Origin of the sequence: Micromonospora carbonacea, from assembly GCF_014205165.1 — a bacterium.
GTDB classification, from domain to species: domain Bacteria; phylum Actinomycetota; class Actinomycetes; order Mycobacteriales; family Micromonosporaceae; genus Micromonospora; species Micromonospora carbonacea.
In genome coordinates this window covers 1,929,870-1,944,221 of the sequence record NZ_JACHMZ010000001.1, presented here as the reverse complement: position 1 = coordinate 1,944,221, position 14,352 = coordinate 1,929,870, and the positions used below count along the sequence as shown (strand labels likewise).

At 74.6% G+C, this 14,352-nt stretch carries 9 protein-coding genes; 3 read left to right on the top strand and 6 right to left on the bottom strand.

Annotation, left to right across the window (positions count from 1 at the left end; all coding sequences use genetic code 11):
* The first annotated feature begins 110 nt into the window (after positions 1-110).
* Positions 111-1,370: a low temperature requirement protein A gene (locus tag HDA31_RS08690; protein WP_178065660.1), complete on the top strand. Its 1,260-nt coding sequence runs from the start codon at positions 111-113 to the stop codon at positions 1,368-1,370.
* 101 nt (positions 1,371-1,471) lie between these two features.
* On the opposite strand, the gene HDA31_RS08685 is transcribed toward HDA31_RS08690, so the two are convergent.
* Positions 1,472-2,155 carry a maleylpyruvate isomerase N-terminal domain-containing protein gene (locus HDA31_RS08685; protein ID WP_178065661.1) on the bottom strand — a complete coding sequence of 228 codons (684 nt, stop codon included), beginning with the start codon at positions 2,153-2,155 and terminating at the stop codon, positions 1,472-1,474.
* Positions 2,156-2,173: 18 nt separating this feature from the next.
* Positions 2,174-3,061 (bottom strand): phosphatase PAP2 family protein, encoded by an 888-nt coding sequence (locus HDA31_RS08680; RefSeq protein ID WP_178065662.1) that lies wholly within the window; start codon positions 3,059-3,061, stop codon positions 2,174-2,176.
* A gap of 166 nt (positions 3,062-3,227) precedes the next feature.
* Here HDA31_RS08680 and HDA31_RS08675 point away from each other — a divergent pair, with 166 nt between their 5' ends.
* Positions 3,228-3,944 carry a DUF3159 domain-containing protein gene (locus tag HDA31_RS08675; RefSeq protein ID WP_260422189.1) on the top strand — a complete coding sequence of 239 codons (717 nt, stop codon included), beginning with the start codon at positions 3,228-3,230 and terminating at the stop codon, positions 3,942-3,944.
* 244 nt (positions 3,945-4,188) lie between these two features.
* Here HDA31_RS08675 and HDA31_RS08670 read toward each other — a convergent pair whose 3' ends face one another.
* The gene (locus HDA31_RS08670; protein WP_178067623.1) at positions 4,189-7,086 is read right to left on the bottom strand and encodes a glycoside hydrolase family 48 protein; all 2,898 of its coding nucleotides are present in this window, start codon (positions 7,084-7,086) and stop codon (positions 4,189-4,191) included.
* A 927-nt stretch (positions 7,087-8,013) separates the two neighbouring features.
* Between HDA31_RS08670 and HDA31_RS08665 the strand changes: the two genes are divergently transcribed.
* A complete protein-coding gene (locus HDA31_RS08665; RefSeq protein ID WP_178065663.1) occupies positions 8,014-9,513 on the top strand; it encodes a GH1 family beta-glucosidase in 1,500 nt (499 codons plus the stop codon).
* A 98-nt stretch (positions 9,514-9,611) separates the two neighbouring features.
* Here the strand turns inward: HDA31_RS08665 and HDA31_RS08660 are convergent, their stop codons facing one another.
* The 3 genes from HDA31_RS08660 to HDA31_RS08650 form a co-directional block, all read right to left on the bottom strand.
* Positions 9,612-10,037, bottom strand: coding sequence for a roadblock/LC7 domain-containing protein (locus HDA31_RS08660; RefSeq protein ID WP_043967724.1), 426 nt, complete (start codon positions 10,035-10,037; stop codon positions 9,612-9,614).
* Positions 10,037-12,655, bottom strand: a complete 2,619-nt coding sequence (locus HDA31_RS08655; protein WP_178065664.1) for a sensor histidine kinase — start codon at positions 12,653-12,655, stop codon at positions 10,037-10,039. Before HDA31_RS08655 ends, HDA31_RS08660 begins: the two co-directional genes overlap by 1 nt.
* Before the next feature lie 98 nt (positions 12,656-12,753).
* Positions 12,754-14,166: an FGGY family carbohydrate kinase gene (locus HDA31_RS08650; RefSeq protein WP_178065665.1), complete on the bottom strand. Its 1,413-nt coding sequence runs from the start codon at positions 14,164-14,166 to the stop codon at positions 12,754-12,756.
* Positions 14,167-14,352: the final 186 nt, after the last annotated feature.

Here is a 14,352-nt window from a genome sequence, read left to right as displayed (position 1 = left end):
TCCCGGCAAGGGCGGCGGATCATGGCGGATGCGACGGAACCGGGTCGGGGCGGCGGGCCGGGGTGCTACGACTGCCAGGTGGAGCGGAACGACGACGGGACCCGCTGAGCATGGCCGCCGGGGCGCAGCGGCCCCGCCGGTGGTGGCGGCGCGCGTCGGCGCCGGGCTGGGTGAGCGGCCTGCAACTGGCGAGCGCGGGAACGACCCGGGCCACGTTCCTGGAGCTGTTCTTCGACCTGGTGTACGTCTTCGCGCTGACCCGGGTGTCGGCGCGGGCGTTCGAGGACCTGGCGGTGGAGGCGGGCGGCACGGGCGGCTGGTCGCCGTTCACCGGCACGGGGAAGACCCTGCTGCTCCTGCTGGCGCTCTGGTCGGTGTGGCAGGGCACCGCGTGGACCACCAGCCGGTACGACCCGTACCACTTCGGGTTGCAGGCGGTGGTGGTGACGGCGCTGGTGGCGAGCATGGTGATGGGGGTGGCGATCCCCCGCGCGTTCACGGTGAGCGGGTTGGCGTTCGCCGCCGCGTACGTGGTGGCGCAGGTGAGCCGGCCGTTGCTGCTGCTGGTGGCGCTCGGTCGGCACGAGTACCGGCCGCTGAAGCTGCGCATGTTGATCACCTACCTGTTCCTCGGGGTGTTCTGGCTGGCCGGCGCCTTCCTGCCCACGACCCCCCGGGTCGTGCTGTGGGCGGCGGCGCTGGCCGGCGAGTACCTCGCCTCGCGGTTCGGCTGGCCGGTGCCGGGGCTCGGCCGTTCCGTGCTCAACCGGTGGCAGGTGATCGGCGAGCACCTCGCCGAGCGCTACCAGCAGTTCTTCCTGGTCGCGTTGGGCGAGACGGTCCTGGTGGCCGGGCTGGCGTACAGCGGTGACCCCTCGGGTCTGGCGCGCACGGCCGCCTTCGGCACGACCATCGTGGTCTCGGTGCTGGTGTGGCGGATCTACTTCCAACGGGCCGGGCAGGTCCTGCCCGAGGCGGTGGCGCGGGCGGTCCAGCCGGCGCTCATCGGCCGCTCCGCCGCCGACACCCACCTGGTGATGGTGATCGGCCTGACCGCCATGGCGCTCGGCTACGAGCTGACCATCGAGCACCCGTCCGGCCATCCGGCGGCGGCCTGGATCGCCATGGTGGTGGGCGGTCCGGTGCTCTTCCTGGCCGGTCGGGCCCGCTTCGAGTACGAGGTCTTCGGCCGGGTGTCGCCGTCGCGGTGGATCGCGGCGCTGGCACTGCTGGCGGCCGTGCCGGTCCTGCTGCACCTGGCGACGCTGGTGTCGGCCGGCGCGGTGGCCGCGGCGCTGCTGGCGGTGGCGGTGGCCGACGCCCGGCGGGCCTGGGGCCGCCCGCCGGAGCAGCCCGCGCCGCCGTTCTGACTCCCGGCCGGGTTCCCGGGGGCAGGCGCGCGGCCCTGTCGGCCCTGCCGGCCCGGCGACGGGTCAGCCGGCCCGTGACGGCCCTGCCGGCCCCGTGACGGTCAGCCGCCGAAGGCGAGCAGGCGCAGCCCGGCGGCGCTGAGCGCGGCCCGCTCGCCGTCGGTCAGCGGGTCCCGGCCGGTGGCCTTGCGGACCGTCGTCAGCCGGTCCCAGCCCAGGCCGGGCGGCACGGCCCGGCCGCCGGTCAGCAGCGCCGTGACGACCCGGGCCGCGGTCGGGGTCAGCCACGGCTCGCGGCCCAGGGCGGCGGCCAGGTCCAGGCCGTGCACGCCGACCTCGACCACCCGGGTCACCAGGAACTCCGTCAGGGCCATCGGGTCGCCGTGCCGGGTGCGGACCACCCGGTCGGCGGGCTGGCGGGCCACCGCCGCGTCGGCCGCGCGCCAGTCCCGGTCGAACGCGGCGGCGACCGCCGCCGGGCCGGTCGTCCCGCGGGCCTGTCGGCGGGCGCTGTCGACCCGGTCCCGGTCGACCTGCGGGGTGAACTTGGCCGCGCCGAAGTAGCCGGCGGCGTCCACCTCGGCCCGGGGCGGGGCCGGAGCGGCGAGCATGCCGGCGAGCCGGCCGGCGCCGGTGTGCACGTGGGCGACCAGGTCGCGCACCGCCCAGGGCGGGCAGCCGGTGGGCCGGTCCAGGTCGGCGGGGGCGAGGCCGCGCAGGACGTCGGCCAGCGCCGTGCACTCGTCGCGGAACGCCGCCCGCGCCGCGTCGTGGGTCGTCCGCACCGGTCCCCTCCCCCGCCGTCAGCCCTTGACGCGGGGCACCAGGCGGTGCACGACGGCGAGCAGCAGCGCCGCCACCACGGCCATCGTCCCGGCGATGCCGGCGGCGCTGCCGGCGTAGGCGACGAACAGCGACCGCCGGCCCATCTCGTCCGGGTCGAGCTGGGGCAGGTCGACCAGCCAGGACAGGGCCAGCGCCGAGGCGACCACGGCGATCGCCCCGCCCAGCCCCAGCACGACGGCGGCGACCCGGTGCGCGTCGGCGGGCTCCACCTGGGCCTGTTCCCGCTGGGTGACCAGGAGCAGCAGCCCGGCCAGCGCCGCCCAGACGCCGACGACGAGGAACGCCGCGACGGCGTCGCTGGGGCGGTGCCAGCCCGCGGAGAGCGTGGCCACGCCGGCCACGGCCGCGTACGCGGTGCCGAGGTACGCGCCGAGCACCCGGACCGTGGTCGGGAGGACCAGGATCAGCGCGAGGGCCACCGACGCGGCCACGGTGGTGTGCCCGCTGGGCAGGCTGTTGCCGGCGGCGGCCCGCTCGGGGTCGATGCCGACGTCGGGCCGGACCAGGAAGTGCTTGAGCAGTTGGGTGGTCACGTTCGCCCCGGCGATGAGCAGGGTCGCCGTGATGGCCAGGGCGACCCGCCGCCGGATGAGCGCGATGAAGCCGATCACCGCCGTCGCGGCCAGCAGCGACAGCGCCGACATGGTGTTGAGGATGCGGTTCACCGGCTCGGCGATGTGGTCCTGGCCGATCCGGTTGCCGGTGAGGGCGACCGTGTCGAGCCACTGGCCGAGCTCGGTGTGCAGGGCGGCGCGCCACACCACGAGGAAGGCGGCTGTCTGGGCCAGGGCCAGCACGACCAACCAGACCGCCGTCCAACCCCTCGCCGTCGCGCGCACCCGCACACCGTAGCGGCACCCGCCGTAGCGGCACCCGGTGGCCCGCCGGGGCCCTACGGTTAGTTTGGGGTGGACGTACAGGAGGTTGCCGGTGACCGCCGCACCCGGGCCCGGAGGCCCTTCGCACCCCGTTCCGTCGCCGCCGCAAGACCGGCCCGAGTCCCTCGCCGACCTGCTCGGCGGGCGGCGCGGGGCGGTGGACGCCACCGCGCCGCCGGTGGCGTTCGCGCTCGGCTGGCTGGCCACCGGCCGTTCGTTGGTCGGCGGGGTGGCCGCCGCCGTGCTGGTCGGCACGGCGGTGGCGGCCTGGCGGCTGCGCCGGGGGGACCGGCCGCGGTCGGTGCTGATCGGGCTGCTCGCGGTCTGCGTGGCCGCGTTGATCGCGTTGCGCACCGGGCGGGCCACCGACTTCTTCCTCGTCCAGGTGCTGTCGAACGTGGCCAGCGCGCTCGCCTGGGTGGTGAGCATCGTGATCCGCTGGCCGCTGCTGGGCGTCCTCGTGGGGGTGGCGCTGCGGCAGCGGGGCCGGTGGCGGCGCGACCCGGCGCTGCTGCGGGCGTACGGGCGGGGCAGCTGGGTGTGGGCGGCGACGTACGCGGTGCGGGTGGCGGTGTTCGTGCCGCTCTACCTGGGCGGGCAGGTCGTGGCGCTGGTGGTGGCGCGGGTGGCGCTGACCTGGCCGCTGGTGGCGTCCGCGCTGGCGGTGAGCTGGCTGGTGATCCGCCGGTCGCTGCCGGCCGGGCATCCGGGGCTGCGGCACCCGGTGACCGTGCCCGGCTCCGGCGCCGCGCCGGAACCCGGGACGGAACCCGGGACGAATCCGGGGACGGAACCGGGCGTGGGAACGAAAAGGGAGAGGCCGCCACGGGGGGAGCGGCCTCTCCGGTGACGTACGTTACTCCGTCGGCGACCGTCACGTGATCCCTGGACGGTCACTTTTTCCGGGGCTTTTTCGCGGCAAGTTCAGCTTCGGGCGGTGGGGCGGGCCGGCCGGTCCGCTGCGTTGACCGGACGGCCGGCCCGCCCCGGCCTGACCGTGGGAGTCAGGCCGTCCGCCGACCGGGCTCATAGTTCCCCCGGGCCCGGTCGGGCTCCGGGTGGGCGGGCCGCGCCGCCCACCCGGAGGGGTCGGGTCACCCGTTCGGGAAGAGCATCCCGTAGTCCGCGTACGCCATGGCGATGTCGGACTGGGCCCAGAACCGGTGGTAGTTGAACGTCGGCTCGGGGCCGCCGTCGAGGTACGCCTGCACCTTCGGCCAGTCCGGGTCGTTCTTGTAGAACGACCGGATGTCCAGGAAGCTCTTGCCGGCGGCGATGGCGTCGCCGTTGGGCATCTTCCCGGTCCAGCCCGGGGGCACGTAGAGGCCCTGGCCGTCGGCGGCGTTGTAGACGTCGTCGAAGCGCTTGTAGTCGCCGCGCTTCTCCGTCGTCGAGACACCCTTGCTGTCGGCGGACGCGGACAGGGCGTCGAGCAGGCCCTTACCGGTGGTCTTGGCCGCCGTGTTGCCGGACTTGGCCGCGTACGCGATCAGGGTCCGGGCGAGGGAGCCGGTGACGCCGACGTCCTGGCCCGTGGAGGAGACCTCGACGTGCAGGTTGGTGTTGGCCGCCGGGCTGCTCGGGTTCCAGTTGGCGGGCTGGCCCGTCCACTTCAGCTCGGACGGGACCGACCAGTTGGTGCCCAGCGTGGTGTTCGCGATCGCCCACGGCACCCACTTGTCGAGCAGCGCCTTGGCCTTGGTGTTGCCGGTCTCCAGGTACAGCTCGGCGATGCGCTGCATCGACCAGACCTGCATGCCGAACCACTGGTTCGACGGCGGGTCGTTGTAGACCGGGTCGACGTCGTAGAACATGCCGTAGAAGGTGGCGGTGCCGGCCGGCGGGGTGCCGTAGTTGCCGTCCCAGCTGTTGGTGGCGCCACCGGCGATGCCGCCCTCGGCGGACTGGAGCCAGGTGTAGAACTCCAGCTGCCGGTCGAGGCTCTTCTGCCAGTCGCCGACCGCGGTCGGGGACTTCGGCTTCAGCTCGTTGACGTTGGTCATCGCCCAGGCCGCGAACGGGTTCTGGTAGCCGAAGTGGCTGTGGCTGGAGCCGATCCGCCACGACCAGTTCTGGCTGGTGTCGTACGCGCCGCCCCAGGCGTAGTACCAGGACAGCAGGTAGTGCGCCGAGTCCTTGCCGCTGCCGGCGGGGCAGGTGCTGGCCCCGACGCAGTTGCCGATCTTCTTGAAGTACTTGTCGTACATCGCGTACCGCAGGTAGTCGCCCATCTTGGCGGCCTTGGCCACGGTGGCGGCGACGTCGGCCTGCTTGCCCTGCGCCTTGGCCCAGGTCAGCGCCCAGTACGCGGCCTGCACGGCGCGGGCGTCGGCGTCCGGGGCGTTGGTGTACTTCCACTGCTTGGCGGGGGCGCCGGTGTCCTTGACGAACAGGTCGAGGTAGCCGTACTGCCCGCCGTGCTTGAAGGTGTCGCAGGACGGCTGCGGGATGGTCTCCCACACCGACTCCTGCGTGCCCCGCTGGAAGGTGTTGATGTACGCCGGCTTGGTGGTGCCGTCACCGCAGCGGCCGAAGCCGTAGGTGTTGTCGACGTCCATCAGCCAGTGCATGCCGTAGATGTCGCCGGTGCCGTAGGTGCTCTGCAGCTCCGAGCGCAGCGGGTCCTGGCCGACCGCGATGTTCGGGTTCAGCGCCGAGGGGTACTGGCTGGGCAGGTTGTACTCCGCGGCGTACTGCGGGGTGCCGGCGGAGCCCGCGGTGGGCTGGTCGGCGTGCGTGGGGATGATGTACTTCTCCATCACCGTCCACGCGTTGTTGAACGGGGCCCAGTTCTGGGTCACCCGGCCGTAGTAGGCCTCCAGCCACAGCCAGTAGCTGAACGCCTCGGAGGTGGTCTCGTGGCCGTGGTCGGGCGCCTCGACGATCAGGGTCTCGATCGAGTGGTACGGCACGCCCTCGGGGCTGAAGTAGCCCGAGTTCTTGATCTTGCCGTACTGGTCGAGGAACTTCTTGACGTAGGCGTTGTCCCCGCCCGGCACGTCGTTGTCGACCTCGGTGACGGTGATCGCCAGCGGGGCCAGGCCGGTGCCGGAGGCGGTGACGGTGGCGGTGCCGCCGACGGTGTCGGAGTCCTCCGCCGCCGCCACGGTCACGGTGACGCCGGTGTTCCAGTTCGCCGTGGTGAGGGTCGCCGAGGCCGGCGTGACGGTGATGTCGGTGTCACCGGTGCGGGTCAGCGTCACCGGGACGCTGGCCGACGGGGCCGCGCTGAGCTTCAGGTTGAACGTGGCGGTGCCGCCCTCGCTCACGCTGACCGCGGACGGGGTGGCCACCAGGCGGGGGCCGGAGGCCGCGCTGACGGTGAACGCCTTCTCGTCGACGCCGATGCCGTTGGCGTTGTCGTAGGCCTTGGCCTGGACGGTGTAGCTGCCGGCCGGCAGGTCCTCCAGCGTGTAGCCGTACGGGGCGGTGGTGTCGGTGTTGACCAGCAGGCCGTTGCGGTAGAACTCGACCTTGCTGATCGTCCCGTCCGGGTCGCTGGCCGTGGCGGTCAGCGGCACGTCCGCCGGCGCCTCGAACGGCCCGCTCGGCACGCCGAGGGAGACCGTCGGCGGCTGGTTGGCGGCGGTGCCGTTGCAGGGGGTGCCGTTGAGGGTGAACGCCGTGGGCTTCGGGTTGCTGCCGGAGTAGCTGCCGTTGAAGCCGATGGTGGTCGACGCCCCGGTGCCGAGGCTGCCGTTGTACGACTCGTTGGTCGCGGTCACCTCGCTGCCGGTCTGGCTCCACTTGGCCGACCAGCCCTGGACCACCCGCTGACTGCTGTTGGGGAAGGTCCACTTGAGCGTCCAGCTGCTGACCGCGTCGCCCAGGTTCTTGATGGTGACGTTGCCGGTGAAGCCGCTGCCCCAGTCGTTGGTGGCGTAGACCACGTCGCAGGCCGGGGCGGCCTGCGCTGCGCCGGCCGGCAGGGCGATGCCGCCGACGACCAGCGTGGTGGCGGCGAGCATCGCCGTCCGGCGACGTCTTGCCATGAGTCTCATGTGCGCGGTGTCTCCTCGGACCAGGCCGGGGCCGCGGGGCCCCGGCGGGGCGCCTCCACGCGCGCGGGGCACGGGGGGACGGAGGCGCTCGGGAATGGTGGTCGATCCGGCCCGGTCGGGGTGTGTGTGGCTGCGGTGCGTCGACGCTGGTCGACGACGCCGCGACCCTCCTTGGGGTGCCGTCCGGATGACCGGATGCCCTCGGCGACCCGCACTCACGCGAGCTGGCTCCTCGTCGCAGTGTTCGACAGTCTTGCATGGAAGCGCTCCCACGACAAGAAGAGTCCACGAACGAGCAGCTACTTGTTTCGATCTCGTTTTGGGGCTTTCACAAACCGGTGACGGGCGTTACAGTCGCTGCATCGCCGATGGGAGCGCTTCCATCGACGGAGGTCACAGAAGGTGTTGACCGGGAGCGTCGTGCCCGCGACGTCCCCGGCACATTGCCCGAAGGCTGACGGCGGGCCAGCCCGGACGCCGCCGCCAGCCACCACCCACCGGCAATGGAGGGAGGTGGAACCAGAGCCACTCGCGTGGCCCGGCTCCCGCGCGACACGCACGACAGGACGCCAATTCCACTCGTGCGTGTGTGCAAACAAAGGTGGGGACGGGGGTTGCCCTCCCCCGTCCCCACACTAAACCCCCCGACACCATGGGAAAAGAGGCCGACGGGTCAGGCGTGTCACGCCACCCGGCCGGCCTCGCTCGCTATGGGCGTAGCCGGCGGGCGTCTCGCAGCCACGACCGACGCCCCGACATCGCCTCCCACCAGCGCATTCGCGCAACCGGCCACGCGCCGGACCAGCCCGCACAACAGAGCCGACCCGCCACAGGCGGGCTCGGCCGCCCCCGCCTGCCTTATGCTGGGAGCGCTCCCGGCCGTGCGGCGGTGGGCACCCATCACGAGGAGAAGGCCCCATGTCGATGCTCACCCGGCGGCGGCTACTCAGCCGCGCCGCACTCTCCGCCACCGCCGGGGCCACCGGCGCCGGCCTGCGCGTGGGCGGCACGGCCGCCACCGCCGCCGTCTCCGGCGGCCTGGCCACCGGATGCGACGCCGGCACCGACCCCGACACCGACCCCACCGACGGGCCCCGGGGCGACCTGCGCTTCCCGACCGGTTTCCGCTGGGGCGCGGCCACCTCGGCATACCAGGTGGAGGGCGCCACCAAGGAGGACGGCCGGGGCGAGTCGGTCTGGGACACCTTCAGCCGCACCCCCGGCCGGACCCGCAACGGCGACACCGGCGACATCGCCGCCGACCACTACCACCGCTACGCCGACGACCTCGACCTGATGCGCGACCTGGGGCTGCGCAGCTACCGGTTCTCCATCTCCTGGCCGCGCATCCAGCCCGACGGCACCGGCACGCCCAACCAGCGGGGTCTCGACTTCTACCGTCGCCTCGTCGACGGGCTGCACGAACGCGGCATCTCGCCGATGGCCACCCTGTTCCACTGGGACCTGCCGCAGACGTTGCAGGACGCCGGCGGCTGGGAGAACCGCGACACCGCCTACCGGTTCGCCGAGTACGCCGAGCTGCTCTACCGCGGCCTCGGCGACCAGATCCCGGTCTGGCTGACCATCAACGAGCCGAAGACCGTGGTGCAGAACGGCTACCTCCACGGCCACCACGCCCCCGGCTTCCAGGACCCGCAGGCGGCCTACCTGGTCGCCCACCACCTCCAGCTCGGGCACGGCCTGGCCGTGGAGGCGCTGCGGGCCACCGGCAGCGACGCCCGGATCGGCCCCGCCCTCAACCTGCACCCCTGCTACCCGGCCGACGACAGCGCCGAGGCCGACCGCGCCAGCCGGCTCTACGACGGGTACGAGAACCGCCTCTACCTCGACTCGATCCTCAAGGGCAGCTACCCGGCGGACGTGCTGGCCGACCTGGGGCCCGACAGCCGGATGGCGCGCGGCATCCGCGACGGCGACCTGAAGATCATCTCCGCGCCGATCGACCTGCTCGCCGTGCAGTACTACACCCCGTACTACGTGACGGCCACCGGCGACACCGTCACCCGCTGGCCCACCTCCCAGGCGGACTGGCAGCAGATCTACCCCGACGGCATGTACGACATCCTGACCCGGGTGACCCGCGACTACGGCCCGGTCCCGCTGACCGTCACGGAGAACGGCCTGCCGCAGGCCGACACCCTCTCCCCCGACGGGACCGTCGACGACTCGGGCCGGATCAGCTTCCTGCGCGACCACATGGCGGCCGCGCACCGGGCCGTCACCGACGGGGTGCCGCTGGAGAGCTACCACGTCTGGTCGCTGCTGGACAACTTCGAGTGGGCGGAGGGCTACGACCAGCGCTGGGGCCTGATCTACGTGGACTACCCCACCCAGCGCCGGGTGCCCAAGCGCAGCGCGCTGTGGTACCGCGAGGTGATCCGGGCCAACGGCCTGTAGTCGGGAACTCCCCCGCCGGGCGGACACGGTCGCTCCGCACCGCCCGGCGGGCGTCCAGCCGGGCCGGCGGACCGTCCGGCGGGCCCTCCCGGGCGCGCTCAGCCCAGCGGGGGCAGCGCCTGCTGGAGCTCGGCGCGCAGCGCCGGGGTGAGCATCTCGCCGGCCTGCTTGGCCAGCCGCGCCATCTCGTAGCCGACCACGCCGATGTCGGCGTCCCCGGCGGCCAGCGTGGCCAGGATCGAGCCGTCGCGCACCTGCATCACCAGGAAGTAGCCGCGGCCCATCTCCACGACGGTCTGCTTGACGATGTCGCCGTCGAACATCTGCGCCGCGCCGGCGGTGATGCTCATCACCCCCGAGGTCACGGCGGCGAGCTTGTCGGCGTGGTCGCGCGGCAGGTGGTCGGAGACGGCGACCAGCAGCCCGTCCGAGGAGACCACGATGGCGTGCGCCACCCCGGGCACCCGTTGCGCGAACGCGCTGACCAGCCAGCTCACGTCCCGCGCCTCCTGGCTCAACGTCATCACTGATGTCCCCCTTCGGTGCGCCCGCCGGCCGGCGGCAGGAAAATCTCGGTGGTCTCCTCGGCCTCGGCCCGCCGTACGCCGCTGTAGAGCCGCGTCAGCATGCCGCCCACGGCCTCCGGGTCCGGGTCGTGCCGCGGGGCCGGCGTCTGCGGCCGCGCCGGCTGCGTGACGGTGGCGAGCTGGGCCATCGGCACCCGGACGGGGAGTCCGTGCTCGTTGACGCCCCCGGTCACCGGCACCGCGGGCGGCACGGGATCGGGGGTCGCCGTGCCGGCCGCCGGGCCCTGCCGTGACCACCAGCCGCCCCCGCCGGGGGCGGCCGGGCCGGCGGCCGGGGTCAGCACGTCCTCGGCCCGCACCGGCACCGACCGCCCCGGCCTGGGCACGGTGACGCTGCGCGGCCGGCGACCCGCCACCGGCTGCTCCGCCGGCTCCGGGGGCACGGCGACGCCTGGCGGCCGGGCCGGGCCCCGGGCCGCGGCGCCGCCCACCGGGCGACCGCCCGCCACCGGGGCGGGGTCGTCGGCCAGGGGCGCGGTCACCCGGGGCAGGTTGGTCAGCGTGGTGGTCAGCATCCGTGGGGACACGGGCGGGTCCAGCTCCACCATCGGCGGGGCGGCGGTGAGCAGCGGGGCCGGGATGTGCACCCGGGCCACCAGGCCGTCGGGGGCGGAGTGCAGGCGCACGACGACCGCGTGCCGGGCCGCGAGGTGGCTGACCACGAACAGGCCCATCCGCTCGGACGCGGCGACGTCGGCCGCCGGCGGGGTCGCCAGCACCTCGTTCGCCTCGGCGAGCGCCGCCGGGGTCATGCCCAGCCCCCGGTCGACGATCTCCACCACCGCGCCGGGCCCCTCGGGGCCGGCGGTGACCAGCACGGCGGTGTCCGGCCGGGAGAACGTGGTGGCGTTCTCCAGCAGCTCGGCGAACAGGTGGACCAGGTCACCGATGACGTGCCCGACGACGTGCAGGTCGGCCACCTGCTGGTGGCGCACCCGCTGGTACTGCTCGATCTCGGCGCTGGCGGCCAGCAGCACCGCGCCCAGCGCCACCGGCCGGTTCCACCGCCGGGTCGACTCGCTGCCGGCGAGCACCAGCAGGCTCTCGTCGTTGCGACGCATGCGGGCGGCGAGGTGGTCGAGCTTGAACAGGTTCTCCAGCTGGTCGGGGTCGCTCTCCTCCCGTTCCAGGCTGTCGAGCAGCTCCAGCTGCCGCTCCACCAGGACCTGACTGCGCCGGGCGAGGTTGACGAACATCAGGTTGACGTTGCGGCGCATGGTCGCCTGTTCCACCGCGACGCTGACGGCGCTGCGGTGCACCGCGACGAACGCCTCGGCCAGCTCGCCGACCTCGTCGAGGGAGCGGACGACCGCCGCCGGCACCTCGATGTCGGGCACCCCGCCGCTGACCTGGCGGAGCCGGTCGAGGGCGTCCGGGAGCTCGACCTGGGCGATCCGCAGCGCCTGGCCGCGCAGCAGCCGCATCGACCGGGCGATCGTCCGACCGACCAGCACCGAGATCAGCAGGGCCACCAGCAGCACCGCGACGATCCCGCCGGCCACCAGCAGGGTGGTGCGCAGCTGGCCGGCGCTGGCCTCGTCGGCCCGGCGCACCGCGTCGTCGACGACGCTGGCCTCCAACTGCCGCAGCAGCTCCTGGCGCTGCTCGCTGGCCGCCCACCACTGCGGGGCGGGCAGCACCCGGGGCTCCGCGCCGCCGCTAGGCAGGCTCTGCTCCTCCAGCTTCGCGGCGGCGGTGAACGCCGGGTCGACGGAGACCGCGTCGTAGCGGCGGATCTGCTCGTTGGTGGCGGCGACCCGGAACGCCCCGAGGGCGGTGAGCTGCTGCGCCCGCAGGTCGGTCAGCTCGACCTGGTCCTCCACCCCGTAGCGGCCGGCGCGGGCGGCGGCGTACAGCTCCGCGCGGACGCGGGAGGAGAGCTCCTTGACCCGGGCGAGCTGGACGTAGCGCAGCACGGCCTCGTTGAGCGCCCGCCGGCCCTCCCCCGGCGAGGGCTGGGCGAGCAGGTTCAGCAGGGCGGAGACCGCCCGGTGGTAGTTGCTGAGGATCGTGTCGCTGGCCAGCACCGCCGGGGGCACCGCCGCGCGGATGTAGACGACCTGGTCGTACGCCTCCAGCGCCGCCGAGTAGGCCACCTGCCAGGCGGCGTCGGCGTCGGCCAGCGGGCCGGCCGCCCGCCGCAGCTCCCGCACGGCGGCGTCGGTGCCGGACTGCAACGGCTTCAGCGCGGCGATCGCGGCGTCCCGGGCGACGCCGCCGCCCCCGCTGCGGCGCAGCTCGGCCAGCTCGCCGGCGGTGCGGTCGCGTTCCTGCTGGAGCTGGTGCACGGCGTCGGTGATCTGCCGCCCGATGCCCACCTGACGCGCGAAGTCGCTCAGTTCGGTGGTGCGCCCGACCAGGCCCTGCGTCTGCACGCCGGCCAGCACCAGGAACGCCACGGACGGGATGACCAGGACGGTGGCGAGCTTGGTCCCCAGCCGCCAGTCCCGCAGCCGCAGCGGCGAGCGGCGGCGGTGCGGCACGACACGGACGTCGAACCGACGCCTGCGGTGGTTCGACACCCCGCTCCGCGCCGGGTCGGGACCTGCGCCCACACCTGCCTCCTAGGTCCCTCGCGTCCGCCGCACACCGGAGCGCGGGTCCATCCAACCAGGCCCGACGGCGGTGTCAACGGGCCGACCTGAGGGCGGGCTCAGGAAGGATACCGAGGGTGGCGCTGTCCTGACGGGGTCGGTGAGGGCGGCTCATCCGTCCGGCCGATGGCCACGAGCGGTACCGCCGCGTCCAGCCGACCCAGCGCCACCCGGGCCGCGCCCGTCGCGCCGACCTCCGGGTCGGGGTGGTGGTAGACGCGGCGGGGCGCGAGGACGTCGGCGAACGACTCCCGCCACCACGCGGAGGCCTCCACGGCCCCGCCGCCCAGCACCACCTCGACCGGCCCGCCCACGGTGGACTCCAGCTCGACGAGGTCGGCCGCGACCAGCCGGCAGACCCCGGACATCAGGCCGGCGAGGATGTCGACCGCGCCGGTGCCGAAGCTCAGCCCGCCCAGCGCGCCGGAGCCGGCCGGCGCGTGGCCGGGCGGCCGGTCGCCCCCGAAGTGCGGGTCCGCCGCGACGCCGCCGCCCCGGGGGATCCGGGCCAGCGCGGCGTCCAGGGCGGCGCCCCGGGGCAGCCGCAGCTCGCGGTCCGCCCAGGCGAACAGGTTCCCCCCGGAGGAGTACGCCGCCCCGGTGACCACGTGGTCGTGGTCGACCCGGTAACGCCACAGCCGGTCCGGCAGCGGCGGCAGCTCCGCGCCGGCCGGCACCGCCTGGACCAGCCGGACGGCCGACGAGGTGCCGACCGTCACCGCCGCCCGGCCCGGGTCCACCGCGCCCGAGCCGACGTTCGAGGCGGCCCCGTCGCCCACCGGCGCCGCCCAGGCCGCGTCGGCGAGCTGCGGCCAGCGGCGGGCGTGCTCGGGGCGCAGCCGCCCCCGCCAGCCGTCGCCGGCCAGCTCGGGGAGCTGCCCCGGGCCGGTGGCGGCCAGCTCGCACGCCTCGGCGTCCCAGGTGAGGGTGCGCAGGTCGAGCAGGCCGGTGCCGGAGGCCTGGGAGACCGACATCGGCGCGGCGTCGAGCAGGCCGCCCAGCACGTACTCGGCGAGGCCGACGAACCGGGCGGGCGGGGCCGAGGCGCGCTCACGCAGCCACGGCAGCCGCACCGACCAGTAGCAGCGGTGCCACCAGGTGCCGGTGCGGCGGTGGAATGCGGCCTCGTCGGCCGGGCCGGTCGCGCCCGCCGGGGGCTCGGGGCGGGTGTCGAGCCAGGTGAGCACCGGCCCCAGCGGCTCGCCGGCCCGGTCGACCGGCAGCACCGAGTGCCACTGGGCGCTGGTGGCGACCAGGCCGACGTCGCGCAGGTGCCCGCCGGCGGCCAGCTCGTCGAGGCACTCGGCGAGGCAGGCCAGGTAGGTCGGGGCGTCCAGGGTGCCCGCGCCGTCGTCGTCGACGGCGACGCGCACCTTGCGGCGGGCGAGGGCGCCGGGGCGCGGCACGGCGTCCGGGTCCAGCACGAGGCCACGCACCGAGGAGGTGCCCAGGTCGAGGGCGAGGATGTTCATCGTGGCTCACCGTACCGGGCGGCCGCCGGGCCGGCCCGCCGGTCGACGTCGCCGCAGGTGGCCCGGCGGCCGGTCCCGCACCCCGGGACCGGGTTCCCCGGCGGTGGGCGCGCGCGTAGGGTGACGGCATGCCCGCGCACCTGACCTGCTGGTGGCCCGCCGACCCGGCGGCCCACCCCCGCGCGT

Excerpts from the sequence above, each read along its gene's own strand:
- HDA31_RS08665 (WP_178065663.1), top strand. The coding sequence starts at position 8,014 with ATGTCGATGCTCACCCGGCGGCGGCTACTCAGCCGCGCCGCACTCTCC.
- HDA31_RS08660 (WP_043967724.1), bottom strand. The coding sequence starts at position 10,037 with ATGACGTTGAGCCAGGAGGCGCGGGACGTGAGCTGGCTGGTCAGCGCG.
- HDA31_RS08650 (WP_178065665.1), bottom strand. The coding sequence starts at position 14,166 with ATGAACATCCTCGCCCTCGACCTGGGCACCTCCTCGGTGCGTGGCCTC.
- HDA31_RS08670 (WP_178067623.1), bottom strand. The coding sequence starts at position 7,086 with ATGGCAAGACGTCGCCGGACGGCGATGCTCGCCGCCACCACGCTGGTC.
- HDA31_RS08690 (WP_178065660.1), top strand. The coding sequence starts at position 111 with ATGGCCGCCGGGGCGCAGCGGCCCCGCCGGTGGTGGCGGCGCGCGTCG.